We start from the raw sequence: 19,407 nt of genomic DNA on the forward strand, positions 1-19,407 counted from the left end.
TTTAAAGCTTCGTTATCATCATTGTACAATGTTTTATTAAATTTGAGCTAAAATCCGGAAGTATGCTAAAACTCTTTGAGAAAATCAATGTTCAGAAAGCCATTTTGTTCCTTGCACTTTTGTTGGTTCTCATTATTTTAGTTGAGCTGAAATACTTCCTGTCAGGTTTGCTTGGTGCCATCACGCTGTATGTGCTGACCCGAAAGTTATATCTGAAACTGGTTGAGGAGAAAAAATGGAATAAGAATCTATCAATAACCCTTATTATATTTTTAATCATCATCACTTTTGCTATACCGCTATGGATTATTCTGGAGATTCTGATTCCAAAAATCAATGAATTTCTCAGTGATCGCGAAGCCATTCTGGATAAATTTAATTCAATTCGGGTGCTGATTGAAAATAATGAATTTCTGCAAAGATTTGATCTTACATTTTCAGACGACAAAGTGCTGCAGCTGGTAAACAAGGTGATCTCGTACATTCCTTCTACTGTACAGTGGGTGGGCCAAACTTTTGCCAACATTTTCACTGCGCTTTTCATTCTATACTTCATGCTCATCAACGCAAGAACGATGGAAGCGCGTTTTAAAGAACTGCTGCCGATTTCTAAGGAAAGTAAAAAGTTTTTCATGCGTGAAAATGCGGCACTTATTACATCGAATGCCTACGGAATTCCTATTTTAGGGTTCGCGCAGGGAGTGATTGCGATGATCGGGTACTCCATTTTTGGCGTCCAAAATGCAATTTTCTGGGGACTGCTTACCGGTGCAGCCTCTATTGTTCCTGTTTTGGGAACGATGTTTATCTATATCCCCGTATGCGTGTACCAGATTGCCAGTGGTGATGTGAGCGGCGGTTTGTTTCTTACGCTTTACTGTCTCGTTTTAGTTGGCGGTATCGATAATATCCTGCGTTTTACCCTTCTGAAACAGATGGCAGATATTCATCCCTTGATTACTGTTTTCGGAGTGGTTTTGGGATTGAAAATTTTCGGAGTGATGGGACTTGTTTTTGGTCCGGTGATGCTTTCTCTGCCTGGAATTCTCTTTAAAATTTTCAAAATTGAAAGAAGCCTCAGCAAAAACGAAAAAGAAAAAAATGTCCCCGATATTGCGGAGCCCTTGCTGCCTACTAAAATTCCCGATCAAACGTAAAAAGATCAATCTTTATTTTATTTCTGAAGTCTTTTTGAAAAAAGAATCACAACATCTGAATTTACTTTTCTGTAATTGAGTGTTTTGTCAAAATTATTTTTCCACAAAATTTTAAATATAAACTTAGTTTCGCTATTTTTGTGAGTTACTGAATTTTTAAAAGCATTCTGCGAAAAACCATGAGCGAAATCAACACTGTAAACTATTCCGAAGATAACATCAGAACCCTCGATTGGCAGGAGCATATCAGGATCCGTCCCGGTATGTACATCGGAAAGCTGGGCGACGGGTCTTCTGCAGACGACGGGATTTATATTCTGCTCAAAGAAATCATCGATAATTCCATCGATGAATTCGTGATGAAAGCCGGAAAGAGAATTGAAATTAAAATTGACGAAGGCAAAGCCACGATCCGCGATTATGGGCGTGGAATCCCTTTGGGAAAAGTAGTTGACGCAGTTTCTAAAATGAATACCGGCGGTAAATATGACTCCAAAGCTTTTAAAAAATCAGTAGGTCTTAACGGTGTCGGAACCAAAGCGGTGAACGCACTTTCAGAATATTTTCGCGTAAAATCGGTAAGGGAAGGGAAAGTGAAAGTAGCGGAGTTTTCAAAAGGAATTATCACGACCGATAATGCCGAAATTGAGACCTCGGAAAGAAACGGAACTGAAATTACTTTTATTCCCGACGCCACAATCTTCACCCATTTTAAATTCAGGAAAGAGTATATCGAGAAGATGCTCAAAAATTACTGTTACCTGAATCCTGGATTGAAAATAATCTTCAACGGCGAAACTTATTTTTCCGAAAACGGTCTGAAAGACCTTTTGCAGGAAGAAATTGAAGGCGAAATTCTTTACCCGATCGTTCATTTGAAAGACGAAGACATTGAAGTGGCGATTACCCATTCGGATAAGTCGCAGTCGGAGACCTATTTTTCCTTCGTAAACGGACAGAATACCACGCAGGGTGGTACCCACTTGAATGCCTTTCGTGAAGCTTATGTAAAGACCATCCGCGAATATTTCAATAAAAATTTCGAGGCGGCAGACATCCGTAAATCCATTATCGCGGCGGTTGCGATTAAAGTCATAGAACCTGTTTTCGAGTCCCAGACAAAAACCAAACTCGGTTCCAACGAAATGGAGCCCGGAAAGGAAACCGTAAGAACTTTTATTACCAATTTCTTAAAGAATAAACTCGATAATTTCCTGCACCAAAATCAGGAAATTGCTGAAGCGATTCACCGTAAAATCATTATTTCCGAGAGGGAGAGAAAAGAGCTCTCAGGAATTCAGAAACTGGCGCGGGAAAGGGCGAAAAAGGTTTCGCTTCACAACAAAAAACTGCGCGACTGCCGCGAACATTATAATGATCAGAAAGCCGTAAGAAAAGGGGAGACCATGATCTTCATAACTGAAGGTGATTCGGCATCAGGATCTATTACAAAATCGCGCGATGTTGAAACCCAGGCGGTTTTTTCGCTTAAAGGAAAGCCGCTGAACTGTTATGGCTTGACTAAGAGAGTAGTGTACGAAAATGAAGAATTCAACCTGCTGCAGGCAGCGCTGAATATTGAGGATTCACTGGAAGATCTGCGCTATAACCACGTGATTATCGCAACCGATGCCGATGTCGACGGGATGCACATCCGTTTGCTGATGATTACTTTCTTCCTGCAGTTTTTTCCGGATTTAATTAAAAACGGACATCTTTATATCCTCCAAACTCCTTTATTCAGGGTAAGAAACAAGAAAGAAACCCGCTACTGCTATACCGAAGCAGAAAGGATAAAAGCCTTAAATGAACTCGGCAAAAACCCCGAAATCACCAGGTTTAAAGGTCTTGGCGAGATTTCTCCTGATGAGTTTAAACATTTTATCGGGAAAGACATCCGTTTAGAACCTGTAGTTTTAGGAAAAGACCACACGATTGATCAGCTTCTGGAGTTCTATATGGGAAAAAATACGCCCGACAGGCAGCAGTTTATCCTGCAAAATCTGGTGGTGGAAGATCCGGATATTGATAAAAAAGAAATTCTGGAAGATGCCGAAGTTTAAGTAATCTGTAACACATCGATGAGACTCAATAACCGCAACAAAGCAGGTTTCTATAATTTTATAAGCACCACGATTTTACTTATTTTCGTATTAGGCTGTGGAGCGTTCTTTATGGAACTTTTCAAATTTGACTTTCTGGGAAGAGGCACTACTGCCTTGCTCATCATTGTTCCAAGCATTTTTGGATTGATATTTTACCTGAGAGGACGGCAGATTTTCGAATACGACAGTGACGGTGAAGCTTTGAATTTTAAAAATCGAAACGTATTATTTTACGAGAAAGCGATAAGTGATGAGTTTCCGAAATACAAACTCATCAGTTATGAAATTATTGATGCATTGATTTTCAGGAAACTGTACATAAATATTTCAAGTAAAAAAAATAAAATTATAACCCTGAAATACGATGTATCTTACCTGAGTAAAAAGGAACTGAAAGACCTGAAATTCTCATTAAGCAAAGTCATCAAAGAAAACAAAGAAAATAAGAGAGAGCTATAAGTTGATGGAAGAACAAGAAAATCACCACGAAGAATCCCTGAAAAAAGTCTCCGGTCTTTACAGAAACTGGTTTTTAGATTACGCATCCTACGTAATTCTGGACAGGGCAATTCCTTCAATTTTTGATGGATTCAAACCTGTACAGCGCCGCATCATGCACTCCATGCGTGAGCTGGAAGACGGCCGCTACAATAAAGTAGCAAACCTTGTGGGGAATACCATGAAATATCACCCGCATGGTGATGCCTCGATTACCGATGCGATGGTGCAGATTGGCCAGAAAGAATTACTGATCGATACGCAGGGAAACTGGGGAAATATTTTTACCGGAGATTCTGCCGCTGCAGCAAGATATATTGAAGCAAGGCTTACCCCGTTCGCGCTGGAAGTTGTTTTCAACCCGAAAACCACGCAATGGGCGAAATCCTATGACGGAAGAAACAATGAACCAATTGATCTGCCTGTAAAATTTCCGTTACTCCTTGCGTCGGGCGTTGAAGGTATCGGGGTGGGACTTTCCACCAAAATTATGCCTCATAATTTTAATGAACTGATCAACGCTTCTATTGCCCATCTGAAAGGAAAGAAATTTGAACTTTTCCCGGATTTTCTTACCGGCGGAATGCTTGATGTTTCCAACTACAACGACGGTGAACGCGGCGGAAAAATACGGGCAAGAGCCAGAATCATTCAGAAAGAAAAAAATACGCTCTGCATTACAGAACTTCCCTTTGGTAAAAATACCGGCGATCTCATCGATTCCATCATCAAAGCCAACGAGAAAGGGAAGATTAAAATCAAGAAAATTGAGGATAACACTTCGGATACGGTTGAAATCAACATCCACCTCAATAATGATGTTTCACCAGATAAAACCATCGATGCACTCTACGCATTTACCGATTGCGAAATTCCGATTTCTCCCAATGCCTGTGTGATTGTAGGAGATAAACCGGAGTTTTTAACCGTTTCAGAAATATTAAGAAGAAATACTGATCATACGGTTGCTCTTCTTAAAAAAGAACTGGAGATTGAGCTGAATGAACTTCAGGAAAAATGGCATTTTGCCAGTCTCGAAAAAATATTTATCGAAAACGAAATTTACCAGGAAATTAAAGGTAAATCTTCAAAAGAAGAAGTGTATGACGCGGTTGACAAAGCCCTGAAACCTTTTACCAAAAACCTTTTGCGGGCTGTTACGACCGAGGATATCATTAAGCTTACCGAACTTCCGTTTATGCGGATCTCGAGATATGACCAGGATAAAGCCATCGAGAATTTACTGAATCTGGAAGGCAAAATAGAACAGGTAAAACATCATCTGAATAACCTGATCACTTATGCCATCGATTATTTCATCAACATCCAGAAAAAATACGGAAAAGGCAAGGAGCGACGGACAGAACTGAGAATTTTCGACACTATTGACGCAACAAAAGTTGCAGTAGCGAACGAAAAGTTCTATGCCAATTTCGAAGAAGGATTCATTGGAACATCTTTAAAGAAAGACCAGTATCTTTTCGACTGTTCAGATATTGATGATATCATCACCTTTCAGAAAGACGGTACCATGAAAGTGGTGAAAGTGGAGGCGAAAACTTTTATCGGCAAAAACATCGTGCATGTAGCCGTCTGGAAAAAGAACGACAAGCGTACCGTTTACAACATGATTTACCGTGAAGGCAGAGATGGCGCTTATTACATGAAAAGATTTTCGGTAACCGGGGTAACACGGAATACAGATTACAAACTGGCCTCCGAAAAGAAAGGTTCGGAAATGCTGTATTTTTCTGCAAATCCCAATGGCGAAGCCGAAGTTGTTACGGTTTTATTGAAACCTAACGCCAGGATACGAAAGAATAAAATGGAAATCGATTTCTCGGAGCTGGCAATTAAAGGCCGCGATTCCAAAGGAAATCTGGTGACCAAATACGCCATTAAAAAAGTTGAAATGAAGGAAGAAGGTCATTCAACCCTGGCACCGAGAAAAATATGGTTCGATGATACTGTGAGAAGGCTGAATGCCGATGCACGCGGAACTTTGCTCGGAAGTTTCAAAGGCGACGATAAAATACTCACCATCAATGCGCAGGGCGAGGCAAAACTTGTTTCATTTGACCTGATGAACCGCTTCGATGATGAATATCTGATTCTCGAAAAATGGAATCCGGAACAGCCTATTACCGCGATTTACTTTGATGGTGAGAAGCAGATTTACTTTATCAAGAGATTTCTGCTCGAAAACAATACGAATATCCAGAATTTCATGCCTTCAGAACACCCGAAATCGTTTATTGAGCAAGTAATCGTGGCCAATAATTCTACTGCAGAAATTATTTTCGCCAAAGACAAAGGCAAAGAAAAAGATCCGGAAACCATCATTGTTGATGAGTTTATAGCTGTGAAAGGGATCAAGGCGATTGGTAATCAATTGACGAAAAGTAAAGTAAAAAGCATCAACGTCACTATTCCAGAACCGACAGAAGAAATAAATCCGGGTTTTGATGTCGTTGAAAATACCGAGGGTCACATTTCCTTCATTGATGAAGATGTAAAAGACGCTGATTTTCCGGATGAAGGCACTATTGGAAACCTTTTTGATGAAGAGTAAACATTGAAAAATCAATAAGATAGGCGCTCTCCGAAAAGCGCCTTTCTTATTTAACTTATTTTAAAACTTCACATTCACCGTCATTTCTTTTCCATCTCTTAGGACAGCTACCGGAAGTTCGTCGCCTGAATTTATTTTCGAAAGGCAATCCATATAACTGTACACTTCTTTCACTTCGCATTTGCCGATACGAATGAGAACGTCGCCGGCTCTGATTCCAGCCAGGTCTGCAGGTCTTTTTTCCGTAACACCGTCGATTTGCAGGCCGTCTTTGGAATCCGCGTAGCTTGGCATTATTCCCAGCGTTACTTTATATTTCGGGATGGCTTTGCTCTGAGAGATTTTGGTTTTAGTAAAAGGAATGTTTTCAACCTCGGCCAATCCGTTGGCTAAATTGAAAACGTAATGGGTAATGTTGCGCAATCCTGTGAAATTAACCCTTTCTGTGTCATCTGTCGGTTTGTGGTAATCGCTGTGGGTTCCCGTAAAGAGAAATAAAACAGGAATGTCTTTCAGGTAGAAACTCGTATGATCCGACGGACCCACACCAGCGCTGTCAATCGCCAGATTGAATCCTGCAGGTTTATATTTTTTAATCATCTCCCCAAAAACAGGCGAAGTTCCTACACCGCCAACCGTCAGATCTTTGTCTTTGTTCAGACGACCGATCATATCGAGATTAATCATGGAAATAACGTTCGGATAGTGGTTTTTTACTTCTTCAGCGAATTTTTTTGATCCCATTAATCCATCTTCTTCACCTGAGAAAAGTGCGAAAACATAGTTTGCTTTTTCTTTTGTTTTATTTTGAGAAAACATTCTGGCCAACTCCAGTACGGCAGAAACTCCGGAAGCGTTATCATCTGCCCCGTTATGGATTTGCCCGTCGGAATTCATCAGGGTGGAGTTGTGGTGCTCATTGAGGCCAAGATGATCATAATGAGCTCCGATGATGATGGTTTTTGATGCTTTGTTGTCCATATATCCGATGACATTACGGCTGTTAATTTTAACGGCGGAACTTTCCTCGTGCGGATTAAGTTTCAGGTCGTAAGTGAAGTCTTGAAAATAACTTTTTCCGTTGCGGGGCTTTAATTTTAGGGATTTAAATTCTTTGGAAATAAGTTCTGAAGCTTTTTTCTCGCCGTCACTGCCTGCCAACCGGCCTTTTAACTCATCAGATGCAAGATAGGAAACTGTTTTCTTAAGGTTTTGTTCAGAAACATTTTCATGACGGTCTGTTTCTACCCAATCCGCGATAAAAACATTCGTTTCATGAGCTTTTCCGGCTTGGCGGTTACTCGAGAATACCAATTTTTTTCCGTCGTGTGAAAACATCGGAAATGCATTGAACTCACTTTCATAGGTGATTTGGGTAAGATTACTTCCGTCTAAATCAATGGAATAAATCTGGAAATCGTAACCTCTGGTGGAATGGTGGTTCGATGAAAATAAAATTTTCGTATCCGAGGGATGAAAATACGGCGACCAGTTTGCTTTACCGAGATTTGTAATCTGTTTGAGGCCGCTACCGTCGATATTCATGGTATAAATCTCCATGTTGGTGGGTGCTACAAGGTTTTCTGCCAAAAGGTCTTTATACTCCTTAATTTCCGCCGCGGTACTAGGTCTGGATGAACGGAAGACCAGTTTTTTGGAATCGTGTGAGAAAAAAGCACCTCCATCATAACCCAATCCAAAAGTCAATTGTTTCAAGTTTTTTCCGTCAATATCTATCCGCCATAATTCGAGATCGCCGCTTCTGATTGACGTGAAAACGATGTATTTGCCGTCTGGGGAAACCACCGCTTCCGCATCATAACCCGGAGAATCGGTAAATTTTCTCGTGATTTTACCGTTTAAATCAGCTTCATAAATGTCGAATTCAGCATATATCGGCCAAAGATATTTGCCGTCTGTGCGCGGTTTTGGTTTTGCCGGACATTCTTTATTTGCTTCGTGAGTGGAAGCATACAGGATATGTTTACCATCGGGCATGAAAAAAGAACATGTTGTTCTGCCGGTTCCTTTAGATATAAGGTTTAAATCTTTGGTTGAAATATTTTTCTGATTCAAGTCTAAAAGATAAATCTGATCACAGTGTGCACCGATCGCGGGATTGGTAACCTGCATCGTAAGTTTTTTTCCGTCGGGTGAAAAATAAGCTTCAGCATTATCGCCACCGAAAGTAAGTTTCTGAATATTTCTGAGATTTCTTTCCTGCGAAAAAACCAGCATAGTAGCGCCGAGCAGCGCAATGCAAAATGACCTTGTGGAGAAATTCATAGTTTGATATTGGTTGATATCAAATATAAATAAAAATTGCCAAAATTAATTTGGCAATTTTATGAATATCAATGATTTTGAATTTTTTCCTAATAAATAATTTTTGAAGAAACGAGTCTGGTTTCAAGATAATCATTTCCATATACGGCATGACAGATTTCTTTAACTAAGCCTAAGCCTTTTTTGTACGAAATATCCTGTGTTTTAGGCAACAGACCAGTTGTAGTGCTAATGGGGGTAAAAACCCCTTTATAAGGAAAAACAGTATAAGATGTTCCTTCTACAATGATATTGGATTCGTTTTGCAACTGGTAAAGCACATTTCCGATAATCGGAGAGCCGGGACCAAGGTCAAAAATGGGATTATTATATATGTAATTAATATCCATACCTGGATGGAGCACATGTCCACCTGTTTCAGAAATGTCGATATTACCCGACGCAGGATAGGAGACCAAGTGACCTTTTGTATTTACCCTCAAATATCTGTAACTCACATTGCCATTTAAATTTGAATTCGGGAAATGGGTCTTAGTCCGCTCTTTTGCCACTGTGAATCCCTGAATGTTTTCATTGCCGACAATACTTACAGAATCAATTCTTCCTGTGAATGTGGAGGAACTTTGTGGATTTGTGAAATCAGGATTTCTGTACGTTTTATAAACCTATATATTACCAACATTAAGGTTAAAAAAAGGATCTTCGGTAACGTTTGGCGTTGGCAATTCGTCTGTTCTGCACGATACCGCTGCTAAAAGAATAATGCTAAGTAGCAATTTTAATGTTAATTTCATAGTTTTTCTTATTTAACGTAAATAAATATTAATTATTTTGTTAAATTAATAAAAAATATGCAAAATAGAAAATTATCACTAAAATGGATATCCAAAAGCAAAGTTGAGCACCGGTTTCCAGGTGTTGCCAAGAACCCAGCGGTCGCCAACAGGTTGATTCGGATCATAAACTTTATATGCCGCATCGAGTCTTAAAGTAATGTAGGCGACATTCACCCTTAAACCTACACCCGTTCCAACGCCCATTTGTGACAGGAATTTGTTGAATTTAAATTCGTCGCCAAAGCCGCTGTCTTTTAAACTCCAAATATTCCCCGCGTCTATGAAAGCTGCGCCTTCAAACATTGGGGTAAAAGGCATTCTGTATTCAATATTGGTGGTGAGTTTCACATTGTCCATGATGTAGGAACGGATTTTTTCGTCGAGCTGCGAATCTGCAGGACCTAAACCTCCAAAAACCCTCCAGGCCCGAATGTCGTTGGAACCGCCATTGAAATAAGATCTCACAAAAGGCATGGTAGAAGAATTTCCGTACGGAATTCCGACTCCGATAAACTGTCGTAAGGCCAGCGTGTGTTTGTTATTGAAAAAGGTGAAATATTTGCGTACATCAACATCAAATTTCACAAACTGAGAATACGGAATATCGAAAATCTTTTTGGTTTCACCTGAAATCACACCGACTTCTCTTGGATTACTTTTGAACAGTGCGAAAGCATTACCGGCAAGTTCGACTTTGGCGTTCAGATAGAAAGGATTTGGCCGGTCTTTTTTACCAATTTCATTGTAAATTACATTGTAAATCATTGATGAAATCAGCACGTCCTGAGTCTGGCGGTCTTTGTTGATAAGTGATTGTCTGAATGTATTGTAAAGTGACAGATCATCGCCCGTTAAAGAATTTTGATAATTGGTGTCGTTCAGGATTATGGTAGAAAAATCATCGGAAGAGATTTGTCCGTTTACAAAATCCTGATAAAGCGCAGGCGAATAATTCTGGAATATATTTTCTCTTACCACCGCATCTGCAGGAAAGAAATCATAATAACGGTCTTTGTTGCGTGTAATACTCAACTGGGTATTGAATAAAGAAAGCCGGTGGGAAACAATATCATTTACATTCGCGAAATAATTTAAACCTGCATTAAAACCAATTCTACCAAGACCAATATTATCCTGAACCGAAGCTCCCAGCACAATCGATGAAGTAGGAGAGTAGCGTTTAGGAATCAGCCGCCAAGTTTTAAATGGCATTAGCAGCCTTGGAAAATTTAAAGATGCCTGTGCGGATATTTCGTAGGCCAAACTCCGCTTATCCGTATTCTTGGTATTTACAATAGAACCAAAAATCCCTGACACACTGGTCGTTAAGTTTTCGGCACCGCCGAAGACATTTCTGGTCGTTAAATCAACCGACGGAGAAACCCCGAAGTTGAGAATCTGCGAGTAATTAATGTCTGTAGCAATTTTTAAATCGTATTTCGGAAGCGGAGCGAGATAGTAGCTTACATCCAGAATACTGTCATTCCCTTTACGTAAAATTTCATCATATTTAATGATGCTGAAATTGTTCATAGAAGAGATATTCCGTTTCGTAAGATCCAGATTGCGCTGCTGATAAACGTCGCCTTTCTTTAAAATAATCGGTCTCCACAGTGCCATTGTTTTGAACTGATCATCCAATTTATAAAAGTTGATTCCTAAAAGGGAATCTTTTACCGTTTCGGTAGAATCTGCAAGTTTTTCTAGCAAATGAACTTTAATATCACCTATCGTGGTTATTTTATAGCGAGAATCCATAGAATCTTTGTGGATATCCATGGTAAGCGGTACGTTTTTCCTGCTTTGAAGCGTATCTGCTGTAAAATAAATTTCTTCGTTGGAATTATTGAATTTGTAATATCCACGGTCTGTCATCAGGTCATTAATCCTTTTCACCTCCTTTTCCAACGTGCTCTGATCAAGGATTTGTTTGCCTTTTACAAGACTTTTCGTTAAGTCCTCTTCGTAGATATTTCTGATGTTAGGATCGGGAATATTATAGTAGTAATCGCTGATATAGGTAGGATCCTTATGAGTAATCAGATAATTTGCCTGCGCTTTTTTTGCTGCAGAATCCAGCTCATGACTGAATTTTACATCAGCATCCCAATAACCTTTGTACACAAAAAATTTACGGATAGAATTGGCGCTTGTTTCAGTTTTTCCCTGATCCAGGATTACCGGTGCCTGCCCGATATTATGCATGAAACGCTCATAAAACAAACTTTTTCCCACATATTCTGGATGTTCGTATTTAATGAAAAGAGAATCGCGAAGTTTCTGGTTTCTCATTTCGGAGGGATATGTCATGTATTCATTCAGAATCGAATCATATTTCGGGTTGGTTGCATTATACATCCAAAGCCCGATAGGGAAAAGAAAAAGCTGTTTTTTATTGGGTTTCTGGCTTACATAATTAGGAACTTCATCATCTAAAATCTTTCCGTCCTCGTACCGGTAATTGTTTTTTGTCAACAGATATTCGCCCTCGGGAACTTTTTTTGTGGTGCTGCAGGAGTACAGAAAAAATAGAGTAATTGCAGATGCGAAAAATATGTAATACTTTTGAAAATATTTTGATAAATGCTTACGGCTCATAAAATAAAAATTTTACAGTCTTTAGACAAAAAGAAGTTCAGACAAAAATACAATTTGTTTTTGGTTGAAGGCAATAAAACGATTAAAGAAATACCCTCGTCACATTATAAAATCAACGAAATTTACACGGTAAATCCAGATGAATTTTCAGTTGAAAATGTACATATTACTCCTGTTTCCCCAACCGAATTAAAAAAAATAAGCTTTCTGCAAAACCCGAAAGATTCGGTAGCGGTTTGCGAACTTAGAGAAGCAAAAACTTTACCGCATTTCTCAATACAGCTCATTCTCGACGGTATTCAGGATCCCGGTAATCTGGGAACGATCATCAGACTGGCCGATTGGTTCGGGATTGAACAGATTATATGCAGCGAAGACACCGTAGATTTTTATAATCCCAAAGTCATCCAGGCAAGCATGGGTTCTTTTCTGCGCGTAAATATTGTTTATGAAGATATTCACGCCTATCTTCAGAATTCTTCTTCAGCCATCATCGGAACCGATATGGACGGAAAAAACCTGTATCAATATTCATTTCCGGAAAAATTCAGTTTGGTTTTGGGAAATGAAGGCAACGGAATACGCCCTAAAACCGAAGACCTTTTAACCGATAAAATTACAATTCCCCGTTTTGGTAAATCCCGTGCAACTGAAAGCCTGAACGTTTCGATGGCAGCGGGCATTATTCTGGGACAAATTTTTTCGGAAAAATAAAAAAACGCATTGGGGCTTTTATTAAATCAACTGCTCCAGGCTCGAGGTTGTTCTGTTTCTCTGATATTGCTCAAGCTTTTCGCGCACGTATTTCAATGCAATGGGTGCGAGATAAATCAGTGCAAGACCAATGGCTTTTTTCTTCCAGCTGGTATTGTAAAGACTTTTTCTGGCATAATTCCCGACAAAAGTTACGGCACCGATTTTCAGGGCATTTTCTACCAAATTCATTCCGGTATCGCTTTTGGCAAAGCCGTAAACGGCGTTTCTGTTGAGTACCGTATCTTTAACGCTGTTGGAAAATTCTTTTACAATCTCGTTGGTATTTAAAGAAATGCTGGTGGCACCATCTGGTTTAATTTCCTCTTTTAGGTATTTATCTGTAAAACCGTTGGTGAAGGCGCTTAAGCTTTCCTTTGTATTATCGAATGTAATTAATTCTTCGATCTCGGTAACTTCTTTTTTAAGTAATTCTTTTTTTCGGCGGAGTTCTTCCAGGCTGCTGTATTTGGTTCCCATTATTTAACTGTTTAGTGATTGAATAATTTTGTTGGCTACTGCATTTTTAATCGAATTTCTTATAAGGAATACAATAATAATGATAAGAAGATAAAATCCTGCCATAATAAGCAAACCATAAGCGTAATTGCCTAAGTAAGAACCGATGAGCAAACCTAACCCGATATTGAGCAATATTAAGAAGAATATGGCCGCTACTGCAGCAATTGCCAAAAAAGTAAAAGTTCCTGCGGTTACCGAAGATTTTTCTGTAGCTTCCATTTTAAGAAGATCCAGTCGCTTTGCAGCATATTCTTTTACAAGGTCTAGCATACTAATTTTTGTTTAAAGTTACAAAAAAAGGAACTTAGAATTAAAGTTCCTTTTTATTTTAATGGAATAAAACGGAAGTGCAATTAAGATTTAAGTCCGTCTAATTCATTTTCTACATCTTTTACCACTTCAGTTGTTTTTGCAATTGCCTGGTCTTTGTATTTATCGTAACCTTCTTTTACTGAAGACACTACTTTGTCGGCAGTTTCTTTTACCTGAGAAGAGATATTACCATACTGGTCTCTTACTTTGCCGGAAACATCCTGAAACTGCTCTTTCGCTTTTTCAGAAACTCTACCGTACTGATCAACTGCCTGATCTTTCAGTTCGTTTGCTTTATTCTTGATTTTTTTTCTCGTTTCAGTACCTTCTTCCGGAGCGTAAAGCATTCCCAGAACTAAACCTGCCGCAGCACCTGCAAGTAGACCTGCCAAAACTCCTGCTGCATTATTTCCTTTTTTAGACATTTTAGATAATTTTTAATAGTTAATAATTAATGTTTGATGCTTTTTTTCATCTCACATAAAGTTACAATTTATATACCAATTAAACAAATCGCATTCTTAAAATTATGTTAAAAGTCTTTAATGAAGGAAAGAATAAGGTCGATGGTCTCTTGTTTTGTTAAATCTGAATTGTCAATTAGGATTGCGTCGTCGGCTTGTTTCAAAGGGGCTACGCTTCTCTCACTGTCGATTTTGTCACGGGTGATTAAATTATGTCTTACTTCATGCTCCTCACTGGGCATGCCCAAGCCCTGCAGTTCCAGAAAACGACGTTTTGTCCGTTCTTCAATACTGGCGGTGAGAAAAAATTTATAATCGGCATTGGGCAGAACAACGGTGCCGATGTCGCGGCCATCCATGATGACACCACCTTTGGCTGCAATGGATCGTTGGGTTTCCATTAAAAAATCGCGCACTTCCTTTTGGCAGGCAATTAAACTTACCTGTGATGTGACTTCATTTGACCTGATTTCTTTGGAAACGTCTTTACCATTGAGAAGCAGAACAAGTTCATTCTCAAGTTCCGAAAACTCAAGATGCACTTCATTTAAGTTAGAGAAAAGCAAAGGCAAATCGATTTCACCGGATTCATTAAGACAGTTTTGAAGAGCGAAATAAGTAATTCCCCTATACAGTGCTCCTGTGTCCATATGAACAAGACCCAACCGCTCTGCAATAACTTTTGATATTGAACTTTTTCCGGTGGACGAATAGCCGTCGATGGCAATAACAGGTTTTCTCATGCCGCAAATTTCATCATTTTTTTTGAATTTGCGAAACCGATGATGTGAAGAATAGAAAGTTTTAAAGGGAAATTATCGTCGGTTTCCGCCCACTTCAATTAAATCTAAAGTAAGACCGAAGAGGTTTACATTAGATGAGTTGTGATAACGCACATGGGCATAATCAAACCGGAAGGACGAAATTTTAATCCCGAAACCCGCAGAAAGGCCTGAAAAGCTTCGCTGGTCGAGCACCGCAAGTTCATTTCCGCGCTTTACATTATACCCAAAACGGATGTTGAAAGCCTGTTGCGGAAACAATTCTGCACCAAAAGAAAGGTGATCGGTGATTTTTCTGCTCCAGCTAATTTCCTGACCATTGTTGTTATAATCCTGCGAAATATTCAGTTTCTGTAAATCGTGGGCGGTAATTGTAAGCGCGACTGGAAATTCATCTAAAATTTTGGTATAACCCAAATCTACGCGGAATGCTACATTTTCACGCAACCCATTGTAAGTTTTGAATTGGTACCCGAAATTCCTGAAGACGAGTGCAAGCGTTTCGTTACTCTGTCTGTTATGATATGTTACTCCAGCATTTCCTACCACAGCCATGGAAGTGTAATTGTCGATTCTTGAACTCACGAAACTTGCGCTTCCTGCAACCGTCCAGTCTTCATCGAACTGGTACGCATAACCTAATCCGATTGAAGCTTCCATTGCCCCGAATTCACCGTCGATCATAGCGCTTTCATCGGTTCTCGGCATTTTGCCGTAGTCCATGTATCGTGCATTGAGACTTACTAAATGACCTTCTTCCAAATCTTTTACATAACTGATGGTTCCGTATTTAGAATCGGAGAGATACGAAGCGTAGTTCAGCGAAATCATTTCATCCTGTTCAAGATTCATTAAACCGGGATTCACGGCTGCGAAACTTACGTCGTAATCCCGTACCGAAACAGCATCGCCTCCCAAAGCGGCCTGTCTTGCAGACACCGGAATGTTGAGAAACGGGTACACATTTGTTCCTTCCTGAGCTAACAAAATGGTGGTAAAAAGAAGAACCGAAACGGAGATAATTTTTTTCAAATTCGTATTTATGTTTGCAAAAATAATTTTTTTAAAAATTTATCAAAAATATTTCCTGTAAATATAATTCTATTAACGAGATTATTTGCGTTTCCTTATATTTGCAGAGCAAAAAAGAGATAAAATAGAAAAAATGAAATACAAACGAATTCTTCTGAAACTTAGTGGTGAAGCTTTGATGGGAAACCGACAGTACGGAATTGACAATGACCGGCTGAAAGAATATGCTGCTGAAATAAAAAAAGTAGTCGATAAAGGCTGCGAAGTTGCCATTGTTATTGGTGGAGGAAATATTTTTCGTGGTTTGGCAGGAGCTGCTAAAGGAATGGACAGAGTTCAGGGAGATTACATGGGGATGCTGGCCACCGTGATTAATGGGATGGCATTGCAGGGAGCACTGGAGGATGCCGGGATTTACACCCGTCTTCAATCTGCGATTGAGATGGATAAGGTTGCAGAACCCTTCATCAAGAGAAAAGCAACGAGACACCTTGAAAAGGGTAGAGTCGTTATTTTCGGTGCAGGAACCGGAAATCCATATTTTACGACAGATACTGCGGCAACGCTCAGAGCCATTGAAATTGGTGCTGATGTAATTCTGAAGGGAACAAGAGTCGATGGAATTTACGATTCAGATCCAGAAAAAAATGATAACGCCGTGAAATTTAATTCATTAACATTTGATGAAGTTTTCGAAAAAGACTTGAAAGTAATGGATATGACTGCCTTTACCTTAAGCCACGAAAATAAATTACCGATTATTGTTTTCGACATGAACAAAGAAGGAAATCTATTGAAAATTGTGGAAGGTGAAAATATCGGAACACTTGTAAATATATAAATCAAAATTTTAAAAATAATCCAGACCGATTTCCAGATTAATGAAGGGAAACATTGGAATAAAAAACTGAAAACAAACACGTTATGGAAGATTTAGAAATGATTATTGATATGGTGAAGCAGGAAATGGATGCGGCGATGAAACATCTTGACCATGCTTTTCAAAAAATCAGAGCAGGCCGTGCATCCACAACAATGGTGCAGGATGTGATGGTGGAGTATTACGGCGCACCAACTCCCATTAATCAGGTTGCCAATGTAATGGTGCCCGATGCGATGACGATTTCCATTCAACCTTGGGACAGAACAGCTATTGGAGCTATTGAAAAAGCCATTATCAACTCAAATCTTGGTTTTGCACCCATGAATAATGGTGAAAATATCATCCTGAATGTGCCTCCTTTAACAGAAGAAAGAAGACGGGAACTTGCAAAATTGGCGAAAGCGGAGACAGAATCAACCAAGATTACTATTCGTAATGCAAGACAGGATGGGATGAAAGAACTTAAAAAGCTTGATGGCGTATCAGAAGATCTTATTAAAGATGCTGAAGAAAAAATTCAGTTGGTGACTGATAAATATGTTAAAATGTGCGACGAACATTTAAAAGTTAAAGAAGCGGAAATTATGAAAGTATAATGCTTCCTGAAAAAATATAAAAGCCCTGAATTTTCAGGGCTTTTTTAAGATAAAATCGTGTATTTATTTTTTGATGAATTTCACCGATTGAGAATTGCCGTTAGAAGTAGTTTTCAAAAGATAAACTCCCGGCTTTAGTGCAGAAACATTTACAGCATTTTCTGATTTTTGCTTCATCAGCATTTTTCCGTCAGCACTGTAAATTTCAGCACCATCCACTTTGTTTTTAGAAACAATGTTGAGTATATCGCCTACAGGATTGGGATATATGGTAATTCCATTTTTAACAGCTGAATCATTCACTCCAAGTGGATTAGGATTTTCAATGGAGAACATGGTGTATTCTGCGTTATTGGAGGTGGTAGAGCCAATTAGCGTAGCAGCACCCGTTGTTTTATTTACCGTATATATTCCGCCTGCACCGCCACCAAGGTAACCGGCCATATATATGTTGTTGTCTGCGGTATTTACATCTGCGTCCTGCGCAAAATTAATATTTATGCCTAAAGGACCGATAAGTGTAGCGACGCCTGTACTGAGATTTACCTGATGAAGATTATCATTGGTAATATCAGCAGTATAAGCATTTCCGGTATTATCAATTACAAGCCAAATCCCGCTAATTCCCGGTGTTACTCCAATTAACGAAGTTGCACCCGTTGTTTTATTGAGGGTGTAAAGTTGCATGCCTGCGGTAGAAGACGACAAGATGTAAAACTGATTGTTTACATAGTTAAACGCAAGTCCGCCCAAAGTTTCTGTAGTCGGTATACCATTTAATGTAGCAATTTCCGTAACAGCCGCTGTGGCGGGATCTACAGTAACAAGTTTCCTGGATGTGTTGTCTAATGCATAAAGCACTCCGTTTTCGTCAAAATCATCTGCATATATAGCGCGTGTATTCGGGATGCTTCCTGTTACATTCAAATTATAAGGACCTGCATACGGAAAGTTTCCATAAGATCGCGCTACATTTCTGGAATCAAGTACATGAGCATCATTGTTTGCAAAAAAATTCATAGCCGGAGTCGTTTGCTGAGTGTCAGGTCTGTAATAATCCGTAATCATTTTTTCTTCTTGTGCAGTGAAAAATCCTTTAGGAAAAGCCGCTGCAGGATTTTCAATCTTTTCTATTTTTGCAAAAATAGGAGCCATTTCTGCATCTGAAGGTCGCTGTTGTGCATTAGTGAAGCCAAATAAAGATATGGCTGCTAAAAGATAAATTTTTTTCATAATTAAATATTTATTGGGTTTGCTTATATAAAGGTAATTGTTTTTCAAATAAAAACCCGTTTTAATTAATATTTTTTCTCTGCAAAACTGAAAATACTTCCAAGCTTGATTTTCGAATAACCGTAAGACTTTATCTTGGAGGAATTAATCATTGCCTTCGCCAGAACCTCTGTCGGTAAAGGTTTCTGTTGGGTCAGAACGCCTAATTTATTGGCAAATTTTATAATCTTTCCACCCAGAACTTCCCCGATTCTTTCTGAATCTTTTCTTTCGAGCATTCCTGGCTGGAAAATCGTTAACTTATTAAAATGTAAATCTTTAATACTTTGCTCAAGCTCACCCTTCATACGCGAATAGAAAAGTTTAGACTTTGGGTTTGCTCCATAGGATGAAACCAGAATATAATCTTCCACTTCGTTTTCTTTCGCGGCTTTTGCAAAATTGTACTGATAATCGTAATCTACTTTTCGCTGGGCTTCTTTGCTTCCTGCGGCTTTCAGTGTTGTTCCAAGGCAAGAAAACGCGACATCTCCTTTTACTAAATCTTTCCACTCCTCAGGTTTATCGAAGTTTACGATATGCGTTTTAAGTTTAGGGTTTTCAACAGCTAAAGGTCGCCGCACGAAGACATTGACTTCATCGTAACCTTTATCTGTAAGTAATTGACTCACCAAATCTTTCCCCGTTGCGCCGGTTGCGCCGATAATAAGTGCCTTCATATTTTTAGTATAAGTGATAGGTAACTATAAATGAGTATTATTTTACATTATTAAAATTA

17 protein-coding genes are annotated in these 19,407 nt (G+C 39.1%); 7 read left to right on the forward strand and 10 right to left on the reverse strand.

What is annotated here, in order from left to right:
- The first annotated feature begins 62 nt into the window (after positions 1-62).
- The 4 genes from CDW55_RS07405 (at position 63) to CDW55_RS07420 (ending at position 6,332) form a co-directional block, all read left to right on the forward strand.
- A complete protein-coding gene (locus CDW55_RS07405) occupies positions 63-1,157 on the forward strand; it encodes an AI-2E family transporter (protein ID WP_088469117.1) in 1,095 nt (364 codons plus the stop codon).
- A 179-nt stretch (positions 1,158-1,336) separates the two neighbouring features.
- Entirely contained in the window at positions 1,337-3,220 is a 1,884-nt protein-coding gene (locus tag CDW55_RS07410; RefSeq protein ID WP_088469118.1) for a DNA topoisomerase IV subunit B, read from the forward strand.
- 18 nt (positions 3,221-3,238) lie between these two features.
- Positions 3,239-3,721, forward strand: coding sequence for a hypothetical protein (locus CDW55_RS07415; RefSeq protein WP_088469119.1), 483 nt, complete (start codon positions 3,239-3,241; stop codon positions 3,719-3,721).
- Positions 3,722-3,725: 4 nt separating this feature from the next.
- Positions 3,726-6,332: a DNA gyrase/topoisomerase IV subunit A gene (locus CDW55_RS07420; RefSeq protein ID WP_088469543.1), complete on the forward strand. Its 2,607-nt coding sequence runs from the start codon at positions 3,726-3,728 to the stop codon at positions 6,330-6,332.
- 60 nt (positions 6,333-6,392) lie between these two features.
- Here the strand turns inward: CDW55_RS07420 and CDW55_RS07425 are convergent, their stop codons facing one another.
- The 3 genes from CDW55_RS07425 to CDW55_RS07435 form a co-directional block, all read right to left on the reverse strand.
- On the reverse strand, positions 6,393-8,618 hold the full coding sequence (locus CDW55_RS07425; RefSeq protein ID WP_088469120.1) for a M20/M25/M40 family metallo-hydrolase: 2,226 nt from the start codon (positions 8,616-8,618) through the stop codon (positions 6,393-6,395).
- A gap of 89 nt (positions 8,619-8,707) precedes the next feature.
- Positions 8,708-9,115 carry a hypothetical protein gene (locus tag CDW55_RS07430; protein ID WP_143332940.1) on the reverse strand — a complete coding sequence of 136 codons (408 nt, stop codon included), beginning with the start codon at positions 9,113-9,115 and terminating at the stop codon, positions 8,708-8,710.
- Between the two features lie 375 nt (positions 9,116-9,490).
- Positions 9,491-12,052: a BamA/TamA family outer membrane protein gene (locus CDW55_RS07435; protein WP_088469122.1), complete on the reverse strand. Its 2,562-nt coding sequence runs from the start codon at positions 12,050-12,052 to the stop codon at positions 9,491-9,493.
- On the opposite strand from CDW55_RS07435, the gene CDW55_RS07440 reads away from it, so the two are divergent.
- Entirely contained in the window at positions 12,038-12,766 is a 729-nt protein-coding gene (locus tag CDW55_RS07440; protein ID WP_088469123.1) for an RNA methyltransferase, read from the forward strand. The two genes, CDW55_RS07435 and CDW55_RS07440, sit on opposite strands and share 15 nt — an antisense overlap.
- Before the next feature lie 21 nt (positions 12,767-12,787).
- On the opposite strand, the gene CDW55_RS07445 is transcribed toward CDW55_RS07440, so the two are convergent.
- From CDW55_RS07445 to porQ, 5 genes are all read right to left on the reverse strand, one after another.
- On the reverse strand, positions 12,788-13,285 hold the full coding sequence (locus tag CDW55_RS07445; protein ID WP_088469124.1) for a phosphoribosyl-ATP pyrophosphatase: 498 nt from the start codon (positions 13,283-13,285) through the stop codon (positions 12,788-12,790).
- 3 nt (positions 13,286-13,288) lie between these two features.
- A complete protein-coding gene (locus CDW55_RS07450; protein ID WP_088469125.1) occupies positions 13,289-13,597 on the reverse strand; it encodes a phage holin family protein in 309 nt (102 codons plus the stop codon).
- Between the two features lie 83 nt (positions 13,598-13,680).
- Entirely contained in the window at positions 13,681-14,064 is a 384-nt protein-coding gene (locus CDW55_RS07455) for a YtxH domain-containing protein (protein WP_088469126.1), read from the reverse strand.
- A gap of 107 nt (positions 14,065-14,171) precedes the next feature.
- Positions 14,172-14,846, reverse strand: coding sequence for a (d)CMP kinase (gene cmk, locus CDW55_RS07460; protein WP_088469127.1), 675 nt, complete (start codon positions 14,844-14,846; stop codon positions 14,172-14,174).
- A gap of 72 nt (positions 14,847-14,918) precedes the next feature.
- The gene (gene porQ / locus CDW55_RS07465; RefSeq protein ID WP_088469128.1) at positions 14,919-15,917 is read right to left on the reverse strand and encodes a type IX secretion system protein PorQ; all 999 of its coding nucleotides are present in this window, start codon (positions 15,915-15,917) and stop codon (positions 14,919-14,921) included.
- Between the two features lie 133 nt (positions 15,918-16,050).
- Here porQ and pyrH point away from each other — a divergent pair, with 133 nt between their 5' ends.
- Positions 16,051-16,758 (forward strand): UMP kinase, encoded by a 708-nt coding sequence (gene pyrH, locus CDW55_RS07470; RefSeq protein ID WP_088469129.1) that lies wholly within the window; start codon positions 16,051-16,053, stop codon positions 16,756-16,758.
- Between the two features lie 83 nt (positions 16,759-16,841).
- A complete protein-coding gene (gene frr, locus CDW55_RS07475) occupies positions 16,842-17,396 on the forward strand; it encodes a ribosome recycling factor (RefSeq protein WP_088469130.1) in 555 nt (184 codons plus the stop codon).
- A gap of 63 nt (positions 17,397-17,459) precedes the next feature.
- Here the strand turns inward: frr and CDW55_RS07480 are convergent, their stop codons facing one another.
- Complete coding sequence (locus tag CDW55_RS07480) at positions 17,460-18,629, reverse strand: T9SS type A sorting domain-containing protein (protein WP_143332941.1); 1,170 nt, start codon at positions 18,627-18,629, stop codon at positions 17,460-17,462.
- A 65-nt stretch (positions 18,630-18,694) separates the two neighbouring features.
- Positions 18,695-19,348, reverse strand: coding sequence for an NAD(P)H-binding protein (locus tag CDW55_RS07485; protein WP_088469132.1), 654 nt, complete (start codon positions 19,346-19,348; stop codon positions 18,695-18,697).
- Positions 19,349-19,407 lie beyond the last annotated feature (59 nt).

Origin of the sequence: Chryseobacterium sp. VAUSW3 (assembly GCF_002205795.1) — a bacterium.
GTDB lineage: Bacteria > Bacteroidota > Bacteroidia > Flavobacteriales > Weeksellaceae > Kaistella > Kaistella yananensis.